At 59.7% G+C, this 22,151-nt stretch carries 25 protein-coding genes; 11 read left to right on the forward strand and 14 right to left on the reverse strand.

The window, feature by feature from the left end; all coding sequences use genetic code 11:
• Positions 1 to 115 precede the first annotated feature (115 nt).
• From cysN to AC1DVE_RS15075, 3 genes are all read right to left on the reverse strand, one after another.
• Positions 116 to 2,014 (reverse strand): sulfate adenylyltransferase subunit CysN, encoded by a 1,899-nt coding sequence (gene cysN, locus AC1DVE_RS15065; protein ID WP_223532684.1) that lies wholly within the window; start codon positions 2,012 to 2,014, stop codon positions 116 to 118.
• A gap of 9 nt (positions 2,015 to 2,023) precedes the next feature.
• Entirely contained in the window at positions 2,024 to 2,941 is a 918-nt protein-coding gene (gene cysD, locus AC1DVE_RS15070) for a sulfate adenylyltransferase subunit CysD (protein WP_008008639.1), read from the reverse strand.
• 257 nt (positions 2,942 to 3,198) lie between these two features.
• Positions 3,199 to 3,957, reverse strand: coding sequence for a Nif3-like dinuclear metal center hexameric protein (locus AC1DVE_RS15075; RefSeq protein WP_223455592.1), 759 nt, complete (start codon positions 3,955 to 3,957; stop codon positions 3,199 to 3,201).
• 103 nt (positions 3,958 to 4,060) lie between these two features.
• Between AC1DVE_RS15075 and algW the strand changes: the two genes are divergently transcribed.
• The gene (gene algW / locus AC1DVE_RS15080) at positions 4,061 to 5,221 is read left to right on the forward strand and encodes a Do family serine endopeptidase AlgW (RefSeq protein ID WP_223455591.1); all 1,161 of its coding nucleotides are present in this window, start codon (positions 4,061 to 4,063) and stop codon (positions 5,219 to 5,221) included.
• A 57-nt stretch (positions 5,222 to 5,278) separates the two neighbouring features.
• Here the strand turns inward: algW and hisC are convergent, their stop codons facing one another.
• From hisC to AC1DVE_RS15130, 10 genes are all read right to left on the reverse strand, one after another.
• On the reverse strand, positions 5,279 to 6,331 hold the full coding sequence (hisC, locus tag AC1DVE_RS15085; RefSeq protein ID WP_223455590.1) for a histidinol-phosphate transaminase: 1,053 nt from the start codon (positions 6,329 to 6,331) through the stop codon (positions 5,279 to 5,281).
• A gap of 2 nt (positions 6,332 to 6,333) precedes the next feature.
• Positions 6,334 to 7,659, reverse strand: coding sequence for a histidinol dehydrogenase (gene hisD / locus AC1DVE_RS15090; protein WP_150758019.1), 1,326 nt, complete (start codon positions 7,657 to 7,659; stop codon positions 6,334 to 6,336).
• 126 nt (positions 7,660 to 7,785) lie between these two features.
• Positions 7,786 to 8,421, reverse strand: a complete 636-nt coding sequence (gene hisG / locus AC1DVE_RS15095) for an ATP phosphoribosyltransferase (RefSeq protein WP_008018703.1) — start codon at positions 8,419 to 8,421, stop codon at positions 7,786 to 7,788.
• 125 nt (positions 8,422 to 8,546) lie between these two features.
• Positions 8,547 to 9,812 carry a UDP-N-acetylglucosamine 1-carboxyvinyltransferase gene (murA, locus tag AC1DVE_RS15100; RefSeq protein WP_223455589.1) on the reverse strand — a complete coding sequence of 422 codons (1,266 nt, stop codon included), beginning with the start codon at positions 9,810 to 9,812 and terminating at the stop codon, positions 8,547 to 8,549.
• Positions 9,813 to 9,834: 22 nt separating this feature from the next.
• Positions 9,835 to 10,074: a BolA family protein gene (locus tag AC1DVE_RS15105; RefSeq protein ID WP_223455588.1), complete on the reverse strand. Its 240-nt coding sequence runs from the start codon at positions 10,072 to 10,074 to the stop codon at positions 9,835 to 9,837.
• Positions 10,075 to 10,188: 114 nt separating this feature from the next.
• Complete coding sequence (locus AC1DVE_RS15110) at positions 10,189 to 10,494, reverse strand: STAS domain-containing protein (protein ID WP_223455587.1); 306 nt, start codon at positions 10,492 to 10,494, stop codon at positions 10,189 to 10,191.
• Positions 10,491 to 11,144, reverse strand: coding sequence for an MlaC/ttg2D family ABC transporter substrate-binding protein (locus AC1DVE_RS15115; RefSeq protein WP_223455586.1), 654 nt, complete (start codon positions 11,142 to 11,144; stop codon positions 10,491 to 10,493). Before AC1DVE_RS15115 ends, AC1DVE_RS15110 begins: the two co-directional genes overlap by 4 nt.
• An 11-nt stretch (positions 11,145 to 11,155) precedes the next feature.
• Positions 11,156 to 11,623 carry an outer membrane lipid asymmetry maintenance protein MlaD gene (gene mlaD / locus AC1DVE_RS15120; protein WP_007970271.1) on the reverse strand — a complete coding sequence of 156 codons (468 nt, stop codon included), beginning with the start codon at positions 11,621 to 11,623 and terminating at the stop codon, positions 11,156 to 11,158.
• The gene (gene mlaE, locus AC1DVE_RS15125) at positions 11,623 to 12,420 is read right to left on the reverse strand and encodes a lipid asymmetry maintenance ABC transporter permease subunit MlaE (protein ID WP_223455585.1); all 798 of its coding nucleotides are present in this window, start codon (positions 12,418 to 12,420) and stop codon (positions 11,623 to 11,625) included. The genes mlaD and mlaE overlap by 1 nt, the downstream gene beginning before the upstream one ends.
• The gene (locus AC1DVE_RS15130) at positions 12,420 to 13,229 is read right to left on the reverse strand and encodes an ATP-binding cassette domain-containing protein (RefSeq protein ID WP_223455584.1); all 810 of its coding nucleotides are present in this window, start codon (positions 13,227 to 13,229) and stop codon (positions 12,420 to 12,422) included. Before AC1DVE_RS15130 ends, mlaE begins: the two co-directional genes overlap by 1 nt.
• A 276-nt stretch (positions 13,230 to 13,505) precedes the next feature.
• Here AC1DVE_RS15130 and AC1DVE_RS15135 point away from each other — a divergent pair, with 276 nt between their 5' ends.
• The 10 genes from AC1DVE_RS15135 to AC1DVE_RS15180 all read left to right on the forward strand — a co-directional run bounded on the left by AC1DVE_RS15135 (position 13,506) and on the right by AC1DVE_RS15180 (position 20,619).
• Positions 13,506 to 14,480: a KpsF/GutQ family sugar-phosphate isomerase gene (locus tag AC1DVE_RS15135; protein WP_223455583.1), complete on the forward strand. Its 975-nt coding sequence runs from the start codon at positions 13,506 to 13,508 to the stop codon at positions 14,478 to 14,480.
• Positions 14,480 to 15,004: a KdsC family phosphatase gene (locus AC1DVE_RS15140; RefSeq protein WP_008018712.1), complete on the forward strand. Its 525-nt coding sequence runs from the start codon at positions 14,480 to 14,482 to the stop codon at positions 15,002 to 15,004. Before AC1DVE_RS15135 ends, AC1DVE_RS15140 begins: the two co-directional genes overlap by 1 nt.
• 7 nt (positions 15,005 to 15,011) lie before the next feature.
• Positions 15,012 to 15,584: an LPS export ABC transporter periplasmic protein LptC gene (lptC, locus tag AC1DVE_RS15145; RefSeq protein WP_223455582.1), complete on the forward strand. Its 573-nt coding sequence runs from the start codon at positions 15,012 to 15,014 to the stop codon at positions 15,582 to 15,584.
• Positions 15,571 to 16,119 (forward strand): lipopolysaccharide transport periplasmic protein LptA, encoded by a 549-nt coding sequence (gene lptA / locus AC1DVE_RS15150; protein ID WP_223455581.1) that lies wholly within the window; start codon positions 15,571 to 15,573, stop codon positions 16,117 to 16,119. The genes lptC and lptA overlap by 14 nt, the downstream gene beginning before the upstream one ends.
• Positions 16,119 to 16,844: an LPS export ABC transporter ATP-binding protein gene (gene lptB, locus AC1DVE_RS15155; RefSeq protein ID WP_223455580.1), complete on the forward strand. Its 726-nt coding sequence runs from the start codon at positions 16,119 to 16,121 to the stop codon at positions 16,842 to 16,844. Before lptA ends, lptB begins: the two co-directional genes overlap by 1 nt.
• Before the next feature lie 273 nt (positions 16,845 to 17,117).
• Complete coding sequence (locus AC1DVE_RS15160; protein WP_223455579.1) at positions 17,118 to 18,611, forward strand: RNA polymerase factor sigma-54; 1,494 nt, start codon at positions 17,118 to 17,120, stop codon at positions 18,609 to 18,611.
• Positions 18,612 to 18,685: 74 nt separating this feature from the next.
• Positions 18,686 to 18,994 carry a ribosome hibernation-promoting factor, HPF/YfiA family gene (gene hpf, locus AC1DVE_RS15165; RefSeq protein WP_007941242.1) on the forward strand — a complete coding sequence of 103 codons (309 nt, stop codon included), beginning with the start codon at positions 18,686 to 18,688 and terminating at the stop codon, positions 18,992 to 18,994.
• 12 nt (positions 18,995 to 19,006) lie between these two features.
• Positions 19,007 to 19,471: a PTS IIA-like nitrogen regulatory protein PtsN gene (gene ptsN / locus AC1DVE_RS15170; protein ID WP_223455578.1), complete on the forward strand. Its 465-nt coding sequence runs from the start codon at positions 19,007 to 19,009 to the stop codon at positions 19,469 to 19,471.
• A gap of 2 nt (positions 19,472 to 19,473) precedes the next feature.
• Positions 19,474 to 20,331, forward strand: a complete 858-nt coding sequence (gene rapZ / locus AC1DVE_RS15175) for an RNase adapter RapZ (RefSeq protein WP_223455577.1) — start codon at positions 19,474 to 19,476, stop codon at positions 20,329 to 20,331.
• Positions 20,332 to 20,346: 15 nt separating this feature from the next.
• Positions 20,347 to 20,619: an HPr family phosphocarrier protein gene (locus tag AC1DVE_RS15180; protein WP_046040042.1), complete on the forward strand. Its 273-nt coding sequence runs from the start codon at positions 20,347 to 20,349 to the stop codon at positions 20,617 to 20,619.
• A 170-nt stretch (positions 20,620 to 20,789) separates the two neighbouring features.
• On the opposite strand, the gene pmbA is transcribed toward AC1DVE_RS15180, so the two are convergent.
• On the reverse strand, positions 20,790 to 22,136 hold the full coding sequence (pmbA, locus tag AC1DVE_RS15185; protein ID WP_150727438.1) for a metalloprotease PmbA: 1,347 nt from the start codon (positions 22,134 to 22,136) through the stop codon (positions 20,790 to 20,792).
• Between the last annotated feature and the right edge of the window lie 15 nt (positions 22,137 to 22,151).

The raw sequence follows: 22,151 nt of genomic DNA on the forward strand, positions 1-22,151 counted from the left end.
CGCCGCTATCGCGAGCAAGCTCGCACAGGTTTGGTGTTTGTTTTGACTGATTACCAAATACAAAAAAACCCGCCGATGATCACTCATCGGCGGGTTTTTCATTTACGGCTAAGGCTTAGATCGCACCACGCTCACGCAGCAGACCCAGCACTTGCTTGACGCCGTCTTCCAGCGACACGGACTGGGTGTCGATCACCAGGTCGGCATCCAGCGGCACGTCGTACGGGAACGACTCGCCCGGGATGTTATCCCCGGCCGCCGCGTACAAACCTTGCGGATCACGCTCCGCGCAAACCGTCGGCGAAGCCTGGACGTAGACCGTCAGCAGACGCTCTTTTCCGATCAGCTCACGAGCCTGTTCACGACCTTCGGCACTCGGGGCAACGAAGGCAGCGAGGGTCAGCAGACCAGCTTCGTTGAACTGACGCGCAACGTGCGCCGCACGACGCCAGTTCTCGGTACGCCCGGCGCGATCCTGTGGCAGACCTTTGTTCAGGTCGTGACGCAGGCTCTGGCCATCGAGCACGAACACTGCACGGCCCAGGTCGAACAGCTTGCGTTCAACCGCGTAGGCCAGCGTGCTTTTGCCCGCGCCGGACAAGCCGCTGAACAACACGGTGGCCGGTTGCTGGCCGAAGCGCTGGGCGCGTTCTTCGGTGGCGACGTGCGCGAGTTTGCCGTGATGCGTGCTACTGCCGTGCGCCACTGGTTGAGCGATGATCATGCCGGCGGCGACGGTGCCATTGGTCAAACGATCGATGACGATGAACGAACCGGTGGTGCGGTTGCTCGCGTAACCGTCCAGCGCGATGGCTGCATCGAGGCTGATCTTGACCCGACCGATCTCGTTCAGCTGCAAGGCACTGGCAGGGCCTTCTTCCAGGGTGTTCACGTCAACGCGGTTGACAATGCTGGTGATCGAACCCGGCACGTACGTCGTAGCGCGCTTGATGTCGTATTTCTTGCCCGGCAGCATCGGCTCTTCGGCCATCCACACCAGCATGGCATCGAAGCCGTCAGTCACTTGCGGCTGGTTGTCGGCATGCACCAGCAAGTCGCCGCGGGAGATATCGATCTCGTCTTCCATGGTCAGCGTCACCGCTTGACCCGGACCTGCATGCTCCAGCTCACCTTCGAAGGTGACGATGGATTTCACGCGACTGCTCTTGCCCGACGGCAGCACCACGACTTCGTCGCCCTTGTGCACGACGCCACTGGCCAGGGTGCCGGCGAAACCACGGAAGTTCAGGTTCGGACGGTTGACGTACTGCACCGGGAAACGCAGGTCGGTGTAGTTGCGGTCGCTGGCGATTTCGACGGTTTCGAGGATTTCCATCAGCGACTGGCCGGTGTACCACGGCGAGCGCTCGGACTTGTTCACTACGTTGTCGCCCTTGAGCGCCGACATCGGTACGAACGCCATGGTGGTCGGCTTGAACGCGATGCCTTCGGCGAACTTCAGGTAATCGGCCTTGATCGACTCGAACACGTTTTCGTCGAAGCCGTTGAGGTCCATCTTGTTGATGGCGACAACGATGTGCTTGATGCCCAGCAACGAGGCAATGAAGCTGTGGCGACGGGTCTGGGTTTGCACGCCGTAACGGGCGTCGACCAGGATGATCGCCAGGTCACAGGTGGATGCACCGGTGGCCATGTTGCGGGTGTACTGCTCATGGCCGGGAGTATCGGCGATGATGAATTTGCGTTTTGCGGTGGAGAAATACCGGTAGGCAACATCAATGGTGATGCCTTGCTCGCGCTCGGCCTGCAGGCCGTCGACCAGCAATGCCAGGTCGATGTCATCGCCAGTGGTGCCGACTTTTTTCGAGTCGCGGGTGATGGCTTCCAGATGATCTTCGTAGATCATCTTGGAGTCGTGCAGCAGGCGCCCGATCAGGGTGCTCTTGCCGTCGTCGACGTTGCCACAGGTCAGAAAGCGCAGCATTTCCTTGCGTTCGTGCTGGCCCAGGTAGGCGAGGATGTCCTCGCTGATCAAATCAGATACGTGCGACATGACAGCCCCTTAGAAATAACCCTGACGTTTCTTTTCTTCCATCGAGCCTGCGCCATCGTGATCGATGACCCGGCCCTGGCGTTCGGAAGTTCGCGTCAGGAGCATTTCCTGAATGATGTCGGTCAGGCTGGTGGCCTCGGACTCGACCGCACCGGTCAACGGGTAGTCGCCCAGCGTACGGAAACGGACCTTCTTCTTGACGATGCGCGCCTTGTCTTCATCGCTCAGGTGATTGAGCAGGCGTTCGTCGTCGATCATGATCCAGGTGCCATTCATCTCGATGACGTCGCGCTCGGCGGCGAAATACAGCGGCACAATCGGGATGCCTTCAAGGTAGATGTACTGCCAGATGTCCAGTTCGGTCCAGTTCGACAACGGGAAAACGCGGATCGACTCGCCCTTGTTGACCTTGCCGTTGTAGACGTTCCACAACTCGGGACGCTGGTTTTTCGGGTCCCAGCGGTGCTTGGTGTCGCGGAAGGAATACACGCGCTCTTTGGCACGGGACTTCTCTTCGTCGCGACGGGCACCACCGAAAGCGGCATCGAAACCGTACTTGTCGAGGGCCTGCTTGAGGCCTTCGGTTTTCATGATGTCGGTGTGCTTGGCACTGCCATGGGTCAGCGGGTTGATACCCTGCGCAACACCCTCGGGATTCACGTGCACCAGCAGGTCAAGGCCCAGTTCTTCGACCATGCGGTCGCGGAACGCGTACATTTCCTTGAACTTCCACTGGGTGTCGACGTGCATCACAGGGAACGGCAGTTTGCCCGGGAAGAATGCCTTGCGCGCAAGGTGCAGCATCACGGCGGAGTCTTTACCGACGGAGTACAGCATCACCGGGTTATCGAACTCGGCGGCGACCTCGCGGATGATGTGGATGCTTTCCGCCTCCAGCTGTTTCAGATGCGTCAGTTTGTCGACCATGGCTACTCACGAAAACGATCTTATGGACGGCCAGCGGGCCGTGTTCGAGCGGGGAATCCTAGCACAGCGACCTCTTCTAATCAGGACGCCAACTAGATCGAAAGAGCATATGAATATGCCTGCCTGTTTGGGCTCTTGGATCCCTGTGGGAGCGAGCCTGCTCGCGATGACTGACTTACCTTTGACATAGATGTCGACTGATACATCGCTTTCGCGAGCAGGCTCGCTCCTACAGTTGAATCGCGGTGTTCACCGCATCAGATCGGATTCGGGCAATCGATGAAGATGTGCTCCAGCGCAAAGCGCCGCGCCAGATAATCCCCCAGCGTCTGAACGCCGTAGCGCTCGGTGGCATGATGACCGGCGGCAATGAAGCTGATGTCGTTTTCCCGGGCACTGTGGAAAGTTTGCTCGGAAGCCTCGCCACTGAGGTACAGATCGACGCCGGCCAGAATGGCCTGATCGATGTAACCCTGGCCACCACCGGTGCACCAGCCGACACGGCGGACCATGGCGCTGCCTTCGATCAACAGCGGCTCACGCCCCATCACTTCCTGGACGCGGCGGGCGAAATCCCGGGGCATCATCGGCTCGTTCAGCGAGCCGACCAGGCCGACAATCTTCAGGTTGTCCGGGTCCAGCGGACCTTCGACGGTGATGTCGAGCTGCCGCGCGAGCTGCACGTTATTGCCGACGTCCGGGTGCAGGTCCAGCGGCAGATGATAGGACAACAGGCTGATATCGTGCTTGAGCAGGGTCTTCAGACGGCGCTGTTTCATGCCGGTGATGCACGGGTTCTCGCCTTTCCAGAAGTAGCCGTGATGCACCAGCACCAGGTCGGCGTTGGCCTCCACGGCCGCATCGAGCAAGGCCTGGCTGGCGGTGACGCCACTGACAATGCGCATCACTTGCGGCCGCCCCTCGACTTGCAAGCCATTGGGGCAGTAATCGGCGATTTTGGCGCTGTTGAGGTAACGGTCGGCTTCTTCGACCAGGGTGCTCAGGGCGACGGCCATGAAAGACTCCTAAATATCCCGTTCAGAGGCGCGTGCGGCCTCGTATAATGCGCGTCATTATGAGCGGTCTCATACCGCCTGCAACTCTCTCAGGAAGTGCTTAATGCTCAAGGCGCTGCGTTTTTCCGGCTGGCCGCTGTTGGCCGGCGTGCTTGTCGCTCTTTTGATTATCCAGCGTTACCCACAGTGGGTCGGGCTCCCGAGCCTCGACGTGAATCTGCAACAAGCGCCGCAAACCACCAGCATGCAGCAGGGCCCGGTGTCTTATGCCGAAGCGGTATCCACCGCGGCGCCGTCGGTGGTGAACCTGTACACCACCAAAGTCATCAACAAACCCAACCATCCGTTGTTCGAAGATCCGCAGTTCCGTCGCTTCTTCGGCGATAACTCGCCCAAGCAGAAACGCATGGAGTCGAGCCTCGGTTCCGGCGTGATCATGAGCCCGGAAGGCTACATCCTGACCAACAACCACGTGACCAGCGGCGCCGACCAGATCGTGGTGGCGCTCAAGGACGGCCGGGAAACCCTGGCACGGGTGATCGGCAGCGACCCGGAGACTGACCTCGCGGTGCTGAAAATCGACCTGAAAAACCTGCCGTCGATCACCGTGGGGCGCTCCGACAACATCCGCATCGGCGACGTCGCGCTGGCCATCGGCAACCCGTTCGGCGTCGGCCAGACCGTAACCATGGGCATCATCAGCGCCACCGGGCGCAACCAACTGGGCCTGAACAACTACGAAGACTTCATCCAGACCGATGCGGCGATCAACCCGGGCAACTCAGGCGGTGCGCTGGTGGATGCCATCGGCAACCTGACCGGCATCAACACTGCTATTTTTTCCAAGTCCGGGGGCTCCCAGGGTATTGGTTTCGCGATCCCGGTGAAGCTGGCCATGGAAGTAATGAAGTCGATCATCGAGCACGGCCAGGTGATTCGTGGCTGGCTGGGTATCGAAGTGCAGCCGCTGACCCAGGAACTGGCCGAGTCGTTCGGCTTGTCCGGGCGCCCTGGCATTGTCGTGGCGGGGATTTTCCGCGATGGTCCGGCACAGAAGGCCGGCCTGCAACTGGGTGATGTGATTCTTGCCATCGATGGCGAACCGGCCGGTGATGGCCGTCGCTCGATGAATCAGGTGGCGCGGATCAAGCCGACCGACAAAGTCGCGATCCAGGTGATGCGCAACGGCAAGGAGCTCAAGCTGACGGCGGAAGTCGGATTGCGTCCGCCGCCGGCACCGGTCAAAGAGAAAGAAGAAGAGTAAGCCGCTGAGACAAGCCCCTGTAGGAGCGAGCTTGCTCCTACAGGGGTCAGCGGTGGTTTACAGGTCGCCGAGGCCGTCGATCAGCGCCTGATTCTGCTCAGGCGTGCCGATGGAGATCCGCAGGAATTGGGCAATCCGCTCCTGCTTGAAGTGCCGGACGATCACGCCTTGCTCGCGCAACTTCGCCGCAAGCCCCGCCGCATCGTGCCGGGGGTGACGGGCGAAAATGAAGTTCGCCGCCGATGGCAGCACTTCAAAACCCTTCTCCTTTAGCTGTGCAACGACCTTCTCGCGATGCTCGATCACCAACCGGCAGGTCTTGTCGAAATACTCGCGATCCTCGAACGCGGCGGCAGCGCCGACATTCGCCATGCGATCCAGCGGATAGGAGTTGAAGCTGTTCTTGATCCGCTCCAGCGCCTCGATCAGGTCCGGATGGCCGACCGCCAGACCCACCCGCAGACCGGCCAGGGAACGGGACTTGGACAGGGTCTGGGTCACCAGCAGGTTCGGATAGCGGTCCACCAGGGAGATTGCCGTCTCGCCGCCAAAATCGATGTAGGCCTCGTCGACCACCACCACGGAATCCGGGCTGGCCTTGAGAATCTGCTCCACCGCCTCCAGCGCCAACAGGCAGCCGGTCGGGGCGTTCGGGTTGGGGAAGATGATCCCGCCGTTCGGCCTGGCGTAGTCCGCCGGGTTGATCTGGAACTGCTCGTCCAGCGGCACCGCGTCGAACTTGATGCCGTACAACCCGCAGTAGACCGGGTAGAAGCTATAGCTGATGTCCGGGAACAGCAGCGGCTGATCGTGTTGCAACAAACCGTGGAAGATGTGCGCCAGCACTTCATCGGAACCGTTGCCGAGGAACACCTGATTGCCTTGCACGCCGTAGTACCTGGCAACGGCTTGCTTGAGCAGGTCGCTGTTCGGGTCCGGGTACAGACGCAGGTTGTCATTGAGTTCGGTTTGCATCGCCGCGAGGGCTTTTGGCGATGGGCCGTACGGGTTTTCGTTGGTGTTGAGCTTCACCAGTTTCGCCAGTTTCGGCTGTTCGCCCGGCACGTAAGGCACCAGATTTTTGACGAACGGGCTCCAGAATTTACTCATGTTCATTTCACCTGCTTGTCGTCAACGATGCGGTATTCGGCGCTGCGGGCATGGGCGGTCAGCGACTCGCCTCGGGCCAGCACGGAAGCGGTTTTGCCCAACTCGGAAGCGCCCTGCTCGGAACAGAAAATGATCGACGAACGTTTCTGGAAGTCGTACACACCCAGCGGAGAGGAGAAACGGGCGGTGCCGGAAGTCGGCAACACGTGGTTGGGACCTGCACAGTAGTCGCCGAGGGCTTCGGAGGTGTGACGGCCCATGAAGATCGCGCCGGCGTGGCGGATTTGCGGCAGCCAGGCTTGTGGATCGGCAACGGACAATTCGAGGTGCTCCGGCGCGATACGGTTAGCCACTTCGATGGCTTGCTCCATGTCGCGCACCTTGATCAGTGCACCACGGCCATTGATCGAGGTTTCGATGATCGCGGCGCGCTCCATGGTCGGCATCAGCTTGGCGATGCTAGCGGCGACCTTGTCGAGGAACTCGGCGTCGGGGCTGACCAGAATCGCCTGGGCATCTTCGTCGTGCTCGGCCTGGGAGAACAGGTCCATGGCGATCCAGTCCGGATCGGTCTGGCCGTCGCACACCACGAGGATCTCGGAGGGACCGGCGATCATGTCGATACCGACCTGGCCAAACACGTGGCGCTTGGCGGTGGCGACATAGATGTTGCCCGGACCGACGACCTTGTCGACCTTCGGCACGCTTTCGGTGCCGTAAGCCAATGCGGCAACGGCTTGAGCGCCACCGATGGTGAACACGCGGTCGACACCGGCGATGCAGGCAGCGGCCAGCACCAGCTCGTTGATTTCACCGCGCGGGGTTGGCACGACCATGACCACTTCGGTGACGCCGGCGACCTTGGCCGGAATCGCGTTCATCAACACCGACGACGGGTACGACGCCTTGCCGCCTGGCACGTACAGACCGGCGCGGTCCAGCGGCGTGACTTTCTGGCCCAGCACCGTGCCGTCGGCCTCGGTGTAGCTCCAGGAATCCTGCTTCTGTTTTTCGTGGTAGCTGCGCACACGAGCGGCGGCAACTTCCAGGGCTTCACGCTGAGGCACGGAGATGCGGGTGAGCGCCAGCTCCAGACGCTCGCGCGGCAGGATCAGGTCGGCCATGGATTTCACATCCAGGCCGTCGAACTGGCGGGTAAAGTCCACCAGTGCCGCGTCACCACGCTCACGCACGGCCTTGATGATGTCCAGCACCCGCTGATTGACCGAGTCGTCAGACACACTTTCCCAGCTCAGCAGATGATCCAGATGATGCGCGAAATCCGGGTCAGCAGCGTTGAGTCGGCGAATTGCAGTCGGTGCGGTCATAGCGAGAACCTCATAGGAATGGCAAAAACTCAGGCGCCCTAACTTAGCAGTCGTTTCCGCTTGGGCACCTGAGAATTCTGGCTATGAGGCGGATAGACGGGCGCGACTTAACGTCGCGCAGGTGAATCAGCCGCGGTGTCGAGACTCCACTGCCTTGCGCAGGGTGTCAATCAACGCCTGGATACGGGCGTGCTGCATCTTCATCGAAGCTTTGTTGACGATCAGCCGGGAGCTGATGGCAGCAATGAAATCCTGTGGCTCCAGGCCGTTGGCCCGCAGCGTGTTACCGGTGTCGACCACGTCGATGATCTTGTCGGCAAGGCCGATCAGCGGTGCCAGCTCCATCGAGCCGTACAGCTTGATGATGTCGACCTGACGACCCTGTTCAGCGTAATAACGCTTGGCAACGTTGACGAACTTGGTGGCGATGCGCAGACGACCCTTGGGCTCGACCGCACCGACCTTGCCGGCCGTCATCAACTTGCACTGGGCAATTTGCAGGTCCAGTGGCTCGTACAGACCCTGGCCGCCATATTCCATCAGCACATCTTTACCGGCGACACCGAGGTCGGCAGCACCATGTTCGACGTAGGTCGGCACATCGGTGGCACGCACGATCAGCAGGCGTACATCTTCCTGGGTCGTGGGAATGATCAGCTTGCGGCTCTTGTCCGGATTCTCGGTCGGCACGATGCCCGCTTCAGCCAGAAGCGGCAGGGTGTCGTCAAGGATGCGGCCCTTGGACAGTGCGATGGTCAACATGGGAAACGTCAGTCCTTATCAAGGTACTCATGCCCGGTCGCAAATGGCGCCGGACACACATCGAGCCGAAAACGGCTCGACTTCAACAAATCAACGGGCACGTCCTTATGCCCATGCAGCAGGTACTAGCCCGGAACGCGACGGATCTTGGCGCCCAGCATCTGCAGTTTTTCTTCGATGCACTCGTAGCCACGGTCTATGTGGTAGATGCGATCGATCAGGGTGTCGCCGTCGGCGATCAGGGCCGAGATCACCAGGCTGGCCGAAGCACGCAGGTCGGTCGCCATCACTGGCGCGCCCTTGAGTTTTTCGGTGCCGGTGACGATGGCAGTGTTGCCTTCGACCTGGATCTTGGCGCCCATGCGGTGCAGCTCGTAGACGTGCATGAAGCGGTTTTCGAAGATCGTCTCGATCACAGCACCGGTGCCTTCGGCAATGGCGTTGAGGGAGATGAACTGGGCCTGCATGTCGGTCGGGAACGCCGGGTACGGAGCGGTCCGCACGTTGACGGCTTTCGGCCGCTTACCGTGCATGTTCAGCTCGATCCAGTCTTCACCGCAGGTGATTTCGGCACCGGACTCACGGAGTTTTTCCAGAACGGCTTCGAGGATGGTCGGATCGGTGTCCTTGACCTTCACGCGGCCGCCGGTCACGGCAGCGGCAACCAGGTAGGTACCGGTTTCGATACGGTCCGGCATCACCTTGTAAGTGGTGGTGTGCAGACGCTCGACGCCGTCGATGGTGATGGTGTCGGTGCCGGCGCCGGAAACCTTGGCACCCATGGCGTTCAGGAAGTTCGCCAGGTCGACCACTTCAGGCTCGCGCGCGGCGTTAGCCAGGACGCTGCGGCCTTTGGCCAGCGCTGCGGCCATCATGATGTTTTCGGTACCGGTCACACTGACGGTATCGAAGAAGAAGTGCGCACCGCGCAGGCCGCCTTCAGGCGCCTTGGCCTTGATGTAGCCGCCTTCGACGTCGATGACTGCGCCCATGGCTTCCAGGCCACGGATGTGCAGGTCAACCGGACGCGAACCGATGGCGCAACCGCCAGGCAAGGCGACTTCGGCTTCACCGAAACGGGCAACCATCGGGCCCAGTACCAGAATCGACGCACGCATGGTTTTAACCAGTTCGTACGGTGCGACCAGGGTCTTGATGGTGCGCGGGTCGATTTCGACGGAGAGTTTCTCGTCGATCACCGGCTCAATTCCCATGCGGCCGAACAGCTCGATCATGGTGGTGATGTCGTGCAGGTGCGGCAGGTTGGCCACGGTCACCGGGCCATCGCACAGCAAGGTGGCAGCCAGGATCGGCAGGGCAGAGTTCTTTGCCCCGGAGATGCGGATTTCGCCATCAAGACGAACGCCACCGGTAATAATCAATTTATCCATAAGAATCTCGACGCCCTTGGGCTCAGGTGCGCTCGGCCCAGGCCGCGCGGCTGAAAAATTTCATAGTGACCGCATGGATGCTGCCATCGACGATCCACGGGTTCAAATGGGCATAGACCTGCTGCTGACGCTTGACCGGGCTCAATGCCGCCAGTTCATCGCTAATCACGTTCAGCTGGAAATTGCAGCCTTCGCCCTCGACTTCTACTTTCGTTCCGGGCAGCTTTCCTTCAAGAAAGCTCTTAACTTCGTTGGCCTGCATGCTCAACCTCAATCGGCGCCCTGTGCGCGCGGGTCGGACATCATACAAAAAAGCCCCGCGCCTGCGAACCCCGCCAAGCAGGACTCGGACGGGGGGCTTCTTTATAGATGTGGGTTAGGGATGCGCCAACAGCTCGGTCATCTCGCTGACCTGAGCGATTTCACGCATGTCATCCGGCATCCCACGGATGCTCAGGGCCTTGCCGGCCGCCTGCGCATCGCGGATGAAGCACAGCAGCAACGACAAACCGACACTGCTGGACTTGGTCACCGCCGAGCAATCGACCACCAGCGCCGCAGCCTTGCTGGCCTTGATCAGTGCCTTGCCCTGCTCACGCAGGCCAGGGCCGGTGCGGTAATCCAGCACGCCACTGAGTCGCAGCTCGCCCGCTTCGTCCATCTGGACTGCCGACTCACTCATTGGGTTGACTGCCCTGGTTTCTTGTCGGTGGCTTCCTTGGCCTTGGCGACTTCCCCGGCCCAACCATTGATGGTCTTGTCCAGGTCGTTGCCATTGCGCTGCATCGCATCGGCGAACTGATCGCGGAACAGCTTGCCGATGTTGATGCCGTTGATGATGACGTTACGCAGTTTCCACTCGCCGTTGATCTTTTCCAGCGTGTAGGACACTGGATAGATCGCGCCGCTGCTGCCCTTGACGGTCATGCCAACGCTGGTACGGTCGCCCGACTCGTCTTTGGCCGGATCAACGGTGATGCCCTGGTTGTTGTACTCCAGCAAGGCATTGCCATAGAACTGGAACAGACCCTTCTTGAAGTTTTCTTCGAAGGTCTTCATCTGCGCCGGGGATGCTTTCTTCGAGTATTTGACCGTCATGATGCTCTTGGAAATACCCTCGGCATCCACAACCGGCCCGACGATGGTGTTCAGCGCCGCATAAAAGTCTTTCGGATCCTGCTTGTACTTTTCTTTATTGGCCGCCAGATCGGCCAGCATCCGATTAGTGGTGTCCTGTACCAGATCGTGCGCCGAAGGGGCTGCCACGGCGTTGGCTAGCAGCGGCAGCGCCGCGAGCAATACCAAAAGGCCACGTCGCAAGATAGAGATCATTTAACAGTTCCTCATTTAGCTTCTTTGCTAACGGTATTGAGCAGGAATTTACCGATCAGGTCTTCGAGCACCAGCGATGACTGCGTGTCATGGATGGTTCCACCATCCTTGAGCAGGGTGTCTTCCCCGCCCACGCTGATACCGATGTACTTCTCGCCCAACAGTCCAGCGGTCAGGATAGATGCAGTAGAGTCCGCCGGCAGATTATCGATGCGTTTTTCCAGCTGCATGGTCACCCGGCCGGTGAAACTGTCGCGATCCAGATCGATGGCCGTGACCTTGCCGATGGTCACACCGGCCATGGTCACCTTTGCTCTGACCGTCAAACCGGCGATATTGTCGAAGTAGGCGTAAAGTTTATACGTGTCGGTGCTCGGAGTCGGGGACAGGCCACTGACCCGCAACGCCAACAAAAGCAAAGCCAGGATGCCAGCCAGCAAGAAAAGGCCGACACCGATTTCCAGGGTGCGGTTTTGCATCAGAAATCTCCAAACATCAAGGCGGTCAGAATAAAGTCCAGGCCGAGTACTGCCAACGAGGCATACACAACGGTCTTGGTAGTGGCACGACTGATCCCCTCGGAAGTGGGTTCGCAGTCATAGCCTTGGAATACGGCGATCCAGGTCACGACAAAGGCAAAGACGATACTTTTGATGATCCCGTTGAGCACATCGTCAGTGAACGTCACGCTGTTCTGCATGTTCGACCAGTAGGAGCCTTCATAGACCCCCAGCCAGTCGACAGCTACCCACGAGCCGCCCCAGATACCCACGACGCTGAAAATCATCGCCAGCACCGGCAGGGAAATGAAACCGGCCCACAAGCGTGGCGCGATGATGTACTTGAGCGGGTCGACCCCGATCATTTCCAGGCTGGACAACTGCTCGGTGGACTTCATGTTGCCAATTTCGGCGGTCAACGCCGAACCTGCGCGCCCGGCGAACAGCAAGGCGGTCACCACCGGCCCCAGTTCACGCAGCAGCGTCAGCGCCACCATCTGCCCGACAGCCTGCTCTGAACCATAGCTGGAAAGAATGTTGAAGCCCTGCAGCGCCAGCACCATGCCGATGAATACCCCGGAGACCACGATGATCACCAGGGACATCACGCCCACCGAATGCAACTGCTTGACCAGCAGCCCGAAACCGCCACCGATTCCGCCCCGGCCAAGCAAGGCATGGAACAGGAACAAGCTCGAACGCCCGAACACCGCCAACACATCGATGCCGGCCTGGCCGAAGCGGCGAACGCGTTCTACTAATGAAATTCTGCGCATCAGCGCTTCCCCAGAAGATCTGCGCGGTAATCCGTCGCTGGAAAGTGGTACGGAACCGGGCCGTCGGGTTCACCGGTCATGAACTGACGAATGCGCGGTTCATTCGAGTTCATCAACTCGTCCGGCGTGCCCTGCCCCAATACCTGACCATCGCCCACCACATAAATATAATCGGCAATGCTCGCGGTCTCGGCCAGGTCGTGGGATACCACGATGCTGGTGATGCCCAGCGCATCGTTGAGCAAACGAATCAGGCGCACCAGAACGCCCATTGCGATGGGGTCCTGGCCGACAAAGGGCTCGTCGTACATGAGGATCTGTGGATCGAGCGCGATCGCTCGGGCCAGCGCAACACGGCGCTTCATGCCGCCGGAAAGCTCGTCGGGCATCAGTTCGATAGCACCGCGCAAGCCCACGGCCTGCAGCTTCAGCAGGACGATGTCGCGGATCATTTCGTCCGGCAGCTGCGTGTGAACCCGCAGCGGAAAAGCGACGTTCTCGAAGACATCGAGGTCGGTAAACAGTGCGCCGCTCTGAAACAGCACACCCATATGCTTGCGCGCATCGAACAGGTCGCTGCGCGACAGTTTTGGCAGGTTCTGACCGTTGACCCAGACTTCGCCCTTGGTGGGCCGCAGCTGGGCGCCCATCAGACGCAAAAGCGTGGTCTTGCCACACCCGGAAGGCCCCATGATGCCGGTGACCTTGCCGCGCGGGATACGGATATCGACATTATTGAAAATGCTGCGCGCACCGCGCTTGAAGGACAGTCCCTTCAGCTCGACCGCGTAGGCGTTATCGGCACTCATCTAAACTCCTTGCGATGCAACCTCTCACTCGGACGCCTGGCTTTCTGACGAAAGCACATACCTCCTCGGGCAGGCCGAACTGGCGGCGAACTATATCACTGCAAAGGCTGCACGCCCAAGGCCAAAGCCGAGTCATGTTCAACTGCATGACAGGTTGAAAGCCCCGTTTAGAAGGTTTCCGGCAACACGGATGACAATGCGCGACGAACTAGCGTGAGGGATTCGATCATAACCGCTATAATCGCCGCCTTTTCATCAGGCTATACGATTTCTGACATGAGCCAATCCAGCGACCTGATTCAATCAGCACAACGCACCATCCGCCTCGAGGTAGAAGCCGTGCAAGGCCTGCTACCCCACATCGACGCAGATTTCGTACGCGCTTGCGAGATGATTCTGGCCAGCAAAGGCCGCGTGGTCGTGGTCGGCATGGGCAAGTCGGGGCACATCGGCAACAAGATTGCCGCGACCCTGGCCAGCACCGGCACCACGGCATTTTTTGTGCACCCGGCTGAAGCCAGCCACGGTGACATGGGCATGATTACCCGCGACGACATCATTCTGGCGCTCTCGAATTCCGGTTCCACCAATGAAATCGTGACCCTGCTGCCTCTGATCAAGCGCCTGGGCATTCAGTTGATCAGCGTGACCGGCAATCCTGACTCCGCGCTGGCCAAGGCCGCCGAGGTCAACCTGAATGTTCACGTCGAACACGAAGCCTGCCCGTTGAACCTGGCACCCACCTCGTCGACCACCGCCGCCCTGGTGATGGGCGACGCCCTGGCCGTCGCGCTGCTGGAAGCCCGTGGCTTTACCGCCGAAGACTTCGCCTTTTCCCATCCCGGCGGCGCCCTGGGCCGACGCCTGCTGCTGAAAGTGGAAAATGTCATGCACGCTGGGCAAGAGTTGCCGCAAGTACAGCGCGGCACCCTGCTGAAGGACGCACTAATGGAAATGACCCGCAAAGGCCTGGGCATGACCGTGGTCCTGGAAGCCGATGGAAAGCTGGCCGGGATCTTTACCGACGGTGACTTGCGTCGCACGCTGGACCGTAGCATCGACATCCATAGCGCTACCATCGACCAGGTCATGACTGCACACGGCAAGACTGCCCGCGCCGAAATGCTCGCCGCCGAAGCGCTGAAAATCATGGAAGATCATAAAATCAACGCGCTGGTCGTGGTCGACCGTGAAGACCGCCCGGTCGGCGCCTTGAACATGCACGACTTGCTTCGCGCGGGAGTAATGTAATGAGTGCAGACCTGCTGCAACGCGGCAAACAGATCAAGCTGGCTGTGTTCGATGTCGACGGCGTGTTGACCGACGGGCGCCTGTACTTCCTCGAAGACGGCAGCGAATTCAAGACGTTCAACACACTCGACGGCCAGGGCATCAAGATGCTGATGGCCGCCGGCGTGCAGACCGCCATCATCAGTGGCCGCAAGACTCCGGTGGTCGAGCGACGAGCCAAAAACCTCGGCATCCCGCATCTCTATCAGGGTCGCGAGGATAAACTGGTGGTACTCGACGAACTGCTGGCCCAACTCAACCTGAGCTATGAACAGGTGGCCTACCTCGGCGATGACCTGCCGGACCTGCCGGTGATTCGCCGCGTCGGCCTGGGCATGGCGGTGGCCAATGCTGCCAGTTTCGTGCGTGAACACGCTCACGGCATCACCCTCGCCCGTGGCGGCGAAGGTGCCGCTCGCGAATTCTGCGAATTGATCCTGCGCGCCCAGGACCGCCTCGATGCGGCCAATGCGGCGTACCTGTGAGCCCACTATGCTGAGCAAAAAGTTTCGCAACACCCTGATGTACAGTTGCATCGCGGCGATATTCGCCGCGGTTGGCTACTGGAACATCAGCCCGGAACGCTTCCTCGACAAGCCGGTAACGCCGGTCGATGAAAGCATGATCGACTATTACGCCATCAACGCCCACAGCGTGCAGTACCTGCCGGACGGCAAGCTGCAATATGATCTGGTGTCCGACAAGGTCGAGCACCTGAAAGCGACCGAGGTGACATTGCTGACCAACCCCGACCTGAATGTGTTCCGCGGCACTGAATTCCCGTGGCACGTCCAGAGCTTGCACGGCGAGGTCAACCCTGATGGCACACAGGTCGAACTGATCGATGACGTGCGCATCACGCGCTTCGACGAGAAAAACCGTAAAACCCTGATCACCAGCACCCGCATGACCGTGTTCCCGCAGCAGCAATATGCGCAGACAGAGCAAGACGTTAGAATCGACGGCGCTGGCGGTGTATCGACTGGCAAGGGAATGAAGGCGTATTTGAAAGAAAGCAGGATACACCTGCTATCGAACGTAAGAGGACAGTATGAGGCTCGTTAAAACCCTCCCGATTTTGCTCAGTCTGGGCGCAGCACTGGGAAGCGTGAGCGCCTGGGCTCTGCCGGAAGATCAACAGCAGCCTATCCGCATTCAGGCCGACGATGCCCAACTGGACGACAAGCAAGGTATTGCTACCTATAAGGGTGACGTGATCATCACCCAAGGCTCGATGAAGGTGACAGGCAACACCGTTACCATCACCCGCACCCCGACCGGCGACATCGACGTAGTGACCTCGGTGGGCAACCTGGCGTACTTCGAGCAATTGCAAACAGCTGGCGATACCAAGCCTGTTCAGGGCTGGGGCGTAACGATCCAGTATCACGCCGCGCAAAACCGCGTCGTACTGATCGACAAGGCCAAAGTTGTCGACAAGGACAACAACGTCACCCAGGGCGAAAAAATCGTCTACGACACGGTCAAGAAGCTCGCCAGCGCCGGTCGCGCCACGGGCAGCAAGATCACCGAGGCGCGTCCGCGCATCGACATGGTGATCCAGCCGAAAAAGAAAACCGACGAGCAAAAGGCCCAGTAATGGCAACTCTGAAAGCTCAGCATCTGGCCAAGAGCTACAAGAGCCGCCAGGTCGTGCGCGACGTCAGCCTGTCCATCGACAGCGGTCAGATTGTCGGTCTGCTTGGCCCGAACGGCGCCGGCAAGACCACCTGCTTCTACATGATCGTCGGCCTGGTACAGGCCGAGCAGGGCCGCGTCCTGATCGATGACCTGGACGTCAGCCACCAGCCGATGCATGGCCGCGCAAAGGCCGGTATCGGCTACCTGCCGCAAGAAGCATCGATCTTCCGCAAACTGTCGGTGGCCGACAACATCATGGCCATCCTCGAGACCCGTAAGGAACTCGACAAGGCCGGTCGTCGCAAGGAGCTGGAAAGCCTGCTGCAGGAATTCCACATCAGCCACATCCGCGACAACCTCGGCATGAGCCTGTCCGGTGGCGAGCGCCGTCGCGTGGAAATCGCCCGCGCCCTGGCCACCAACCCGAAATTCATCCTCCTCGACGAACCCTTCGCCGGCGTGGACCCGATTTCGGTCGGCGACATCAAGCAAATCATTCACCACCTCAAGGCCAAGGGCATTGGCGTGCTGATCACCGACCACAACGTCCGTGAAACCCTGGATATCTGTGAAACCGCCTATATCGTCAACGACGGCCAACTGATCGCCGAAGGCGACGCTGAAACCATCCTGGCTAACGACCTGGTGAAGGAAGTGTACCTGGGCCACGAATTCCGCCTGTAAGACACCGAGGTGCCAGAGCAGTCGACGAGCGCTTATCTCGATAAAAAATCAACTCTTTTTTATTGTTACAGCGCTCTAGGCAAACACGACGCTTCAAAGATGTTCGGGAGCCAGCCGGAGCAACCTGTCAACAAAACTTTGCAGGTTTTTATTGTTACAACGCTCTAGGCAAACACTTCAGTTTCGGGCATATAATTTGCTTATGATTGGCGCCCCGGCGCCCTGTAGTGGATGGCGCATGTGCGCCGGCGAATAAGGTGTTAAGCCCCTGCCATGAAACCATCGCTAGTCTTGAGAATGGGCCAGCAGCTGACGATGACACCGCAGCTGCAACAGGCCATCCGCCTGCTCCAATTGTCGACCCTGGACCTGCAACAGGAAATCCAGGAGGCCCTGGAGTCCAATCCGATGCTCGAACGCCAGGAAGAAGGCGACGACTTCGACAATTCCGACCCCTTGGCCGACAACGCCGAACAAAAGCCCAACACTGAAATCCAGGAGCCCTCCTACCAGGAAAGCGCTCCGACGGTTGATAACCTCGATGAAGGTGACTGGAACGAGCGCATCCCCAACGAACTCCCCGTCGACACCGCGTGGGAGGACGTTTACCAGACCAGCGCCAGCAGCCTGCCCAGCAATGATGATGACGAGTGGGACTTCACCACCCGCACCTCGGCCGGCGAAAGCCTGCAGAGCCACTTGCTGTGGCAACTGAACCTGGCCCCGATGTCCGACACCGATCGCCTGATCGCCGTGACCCTGATCGACTGCATCAACAATCAGGGCTACCTGGACGAAACCCTCGAGGAAATCCTCGAAGCCTTCGACCCGGAACTGGACATCGAACTGGACGAAATCGAAGCCGTCCTGCACCGCATCCAGCAATTCGAGCCCGCCGGCATCGGCGCCCGCAACCTGGGTGAATGCCTGCTGCTGCAATTGCGTCAGTTGCCAGCCAAGACACCTTGGCTGGCCGAGGCCAAGCGCCTGGTCACTGATTACATCGACCTGCTTGGCAGCCGCGACTACAGCCAGTTGATGCGTCGCATGAAGCTCAAGGAAGATGAACTGCGCCAGGTCATCGAGCTGGTCCAGAGCCTCAACCCGCGCCCGGGCTCGCAGATCGAGTCCACCGAAGCCGAGTACGTCGTTCCTGACGTTATCGTGCGCAAGGACAACGAGCGCTGGCTGGTGGAGCTGAATCAGGAGTCGGTGCCACGGCTGCGGGTCAACGCCCAGTACGCCGGTTTCGTGCGCCGCGCCGACACCAGCGCCGACAACACCTTCATGCGCAATCAGTTGCAGGAAGCCCGCTGGTTCATCAAGAGCCTGCAAAGCCGCAATGAAACCCTGATGAAGGTTGCCACCCAGATTGTCGAGCATCAACGCGGCTTTCTGGAGTACGGCGACGAAGCCATGAAGCCGCTGGTCCTGCATGACATCGCCGAAGCGGTCGGCATGCATGAGTCGACGATTTCACGGGTGACCACCCAGAAGTTCATGCACACCCCCCGGGGCATTTATGAACTGAAGTACTTTTTCTCCAGTCACGTAAGCACCTCCGAAGGCGGCGAATGCTCGTCCACGGCGATCCGGGCGATCATCAAAAAACTGGTTGCCGCGGAAAATCAGAAAAAGCCGTTGAGTGACAGCAAGATCGCTGGTTTACTGGAGGCACAAGGCATTCAGGTGGCTCGCCGCACCGTCGCCAAGTACCGCGAATCCCTCGGGATCGCGCCTTCGAGCGAACGCAAGCGGTTGATGTAGAGCCACGCCACAGCGTTCCAGTGGTAGATCATCTGATCTACCGCTTTATGCACTGGCAACGAAGGAGAAGCTGTATGCAAGTCAACATCAGTGGACACCAACTGGAAGTGACCGAACCTCTTCGCACCTACATCGGCGAAAAACTCGAACGATTGGAGCGACATTTCGACAAGATCACTAATGTGCAGGTCACGATGACCGTCGAAAAACTGAAGCAGAAAATCGAAGCCACGCTGCATATTCCCGGGAATGAAGTGGTCGCCAACGCGGAACATACCGATATGTACGCCGCGATCGACGCACTCACCGACAAGCTGGATAAACAACTCAAAAAGCATAAGGAAAAGACCCAGAGCCTCCTCCAGGGCGCAACCGGTCGTTAACACTCCCAACCCATGATCCGACTTGAAAGTATCCTGACCCCCGGCCGTTCCCTGGTGAACGTGCCGGGAGGCAGTAAAAAGAAAGCCCTCGAACAAATTGCCAATCTGATCGCCCGCGAAGTGCCGGCCCTGGAGATGCAAGATGTCTTCGAGGCACTGATTGCCCGTGAAAAACTCGGCTCCACCGGTTTTGGCAATGGCATCGCTATTCCACATTGCCGTCTCAAGGGCTGCGTTTCGCCCATCAGTGCATTGATGCACCTGGACGCCCCTATCGATTTCGACGCCATCGACGGCGCGCCGGTTGACCTGCTGTTCGTACTGCTGGTCCCGGAAGCCGCCACCGATGCGCACCTTGAGCTGCTGCGACAGATCGCCAGCATGCTCGACCGCAAGGAAGTACGTGAAAAACTGCGTAGTGCTGCAAGCAACGAAGCCCTGTATCAGGTTGTCCTGAACGAGCAAAACGGTCAGTAATCATGCGCTTGATCATCGTCAGTGGCCGTTCCGGCTCAGGTAAAAGTACCGCCCTCAACGTTCTTGAGGACAACGGCTACTACTGTATCGACAACCTGCCTGCCGGCCTGCTGCCGGAGCTGGCCGAACGCGCCCTGGTTCATACCGAGCTGTTACAGCCGCTGGTCGCCGTTTCCATTGACGCGCGCAACCTGCCCAGCCACCTGTCACGCTTCCCCGACCTGCTCGAAGAGGTCCGCAACCGCCACATCCAGTGCGATGTGCTGTACCTGGACGCCGACGAAGAAACCCTGCTCAAGCGCTTCTCGGAAACCCGCCGACGTCACCCCCTGACCAACGCCAACCGCTCGCTGGCCGAAGCCATCAGCGTCGAGAGCGACCTGCTCGGGCCGATTGCCGACCTCGCCGATCTCAAGATCAACACCACCAGCCTGAACCTGTACCAACTGCGCGACGCCATCAAACTGCGTCTGTTGAATCAGCCCGAGCCGGGGACTGCGTTCCTGGTGGAATCCTTCGGGTTCAAGCGTGGCATGCCGGTGGACGCCGACCTGGTGTTCGATGTGCGCTGCCTGCCCAACCCTTACTGGAAACCGGAATTGCGCGAGCAGTCCGGGCTCGATCAACCGGTTGCCGAATATCTGGCGGCACAGCCGGATGTCGAAGAGATGTTCCAGGACATTTCCACATACCTGCTAAAGTGGCTGCCTCGTTTTGCCGCCAGCAACCGCGCCTACGTCACCATTGCCATTGGCTGCACTGGCGGACATCACCGTTCCGTGTACCTGACCGAGCGTCTGGGGCAGGCGCTGCAAAAAACCCTGAAGAACGTCCAGGTACGCCACCGCGACCTCAGCTAAAGGATTCACACCGCGATGCCTGCTCTGGAAATCGAAATCATCAACAAGCTGGGCCTGCATGCTCGCGCTTCTGCAAAATTCGTTGGGGTGGCGGGTCAGTTCCCGTGCCAGATCCGGGCCGGTCGTACGCCAGAGTCCATGGTCGATGGCAAAAGCATCATGGCGATGATGATGCTGGCCGCCGGCAAAGGCACCACGATCCACTTGAGCACAGAAGGCGAGCAGGAACAGGAAGCGCTGAATGCGCTGGTGGCGTTGATCAACAACTTTTTCGATGAAGGCGAGTAACCGCTACAGAATCCTTTCCCGGTAATTTTGTGGCGAGGGAGCTTGCTCCCGCTGGGGCGCGAAGCGGCCCCAACCCCTATCATCGCAATGCATCAGATACACCGCGTTTGTGCCAATAAAAAAGGCGTGCCCCCATTGGGTGGCGCGCCTTTTTGTACAGCGGCCCTGGCTTAGCTACCCGCCACCGTCATCCGCTCGATCAGCACCGAACCTGTGCGAATGTTGCTACGCAACTCAAGATCGTTACCCACGGCGACAATCTGTTTGAACATGTCGCGCATGTTGCCAGCGATGGTCACCTCCTGAACCGCGAACTGAATTTCGCCATTCTCGACCCAGTAACCCGCCGCGCCCCGGGAATAATCGCCGGTGACCATGTTCAGTCCCTGGCCCATCAACTCAGTAACCAACAGCCCGCGTCCCATGCGCCGCAGCAAGGCCGCCTGGTCTTCATCGCCATGGGTGACGAACAGGTTGTGCACACCCCCGGCATTGGCGGTGCTCGGCATGCCGAGCTTGCGACCGGAGTAGGTGCCGAGGATGTACGACACCAACTCGCCTTTTTCGACGAACGGTTTGGCATAGGTTGCCAGGCCATCGCCATCGAACGCCGCACTGCCCAACGCCCGCATCAGATGCGGACGCTCGTCGATGGTCAGCCACTCCGGAAACAGCTTCTGACCGAGAGTGCCCTCAAGGAACGACGACTTGCGATACAGGCTGCCGCCGGAAATCGCCGACAGGAAACTGCCGAACAGCCCCCCAGCCAACTCGGCGGAAAACAGCACCGGCACCTCGCAAGTCGGCACCGGACGCGCGCCCAGACGGCTTGCCGCCCGTTGCGCAGCGCGCTGGCCGATGCTGACCGGGTCGGCCAGCAGATTGCCCTGGCGGTTCACGTCGTACCAGTAATCGCGCTGCATCTGGCCATCGGCCTCGGCGATCATCACGCAGCTCAAGCTGTGACGAGTCGATGCGTAACCGCCGATAAACCCGTGGCTATTGCCATAAACGCGACAGCCTTGATGGGTACTGAGGGTGGTGCCGTCGGCGTTCTTGATCCGGCTGTCGGCGGCAAACGCCGCGGCTTCGCAGGCCAGGGCCTGTTCGATGGCTTGTTCCGGAGTAATGTCCCATTGGTGGAACAGGTCGAAATCCTGAATATCCCGCGCCATCAGCGCGGCATCCGCAAGGCCCGAGGCTTCGTCTTCCGAGGTGTGCTTGGCGATGGCCAGTGCAGCGGCGACTGTTTCGCGAATCGCCTCCGGTCCACTGGCCGAGGTGCTGGCGGAGCCTTTGCGCTGGCCAACGTACAAGGTGATGCCGAAACCCTGATCGCGGTTGAATTCAACGGTTTCGACTTCACGCTGGCGCACCGTGGTCGACAAGCCCTGCTCCAGGGACACTGCCACTTCACAGGCACTGGCGCCCTGGCGTTTGGCTTCAGCGATGATCTGCTCGACTTGTTCCTGCAGTGCCGGCAACGCTTGTGGGCCGACGCTTTCAACTGCACTCATGCTGTTCTCCACTCA

Source organism: Pseudomonas sp. P4_B4 (assembly GCF_056402255.1).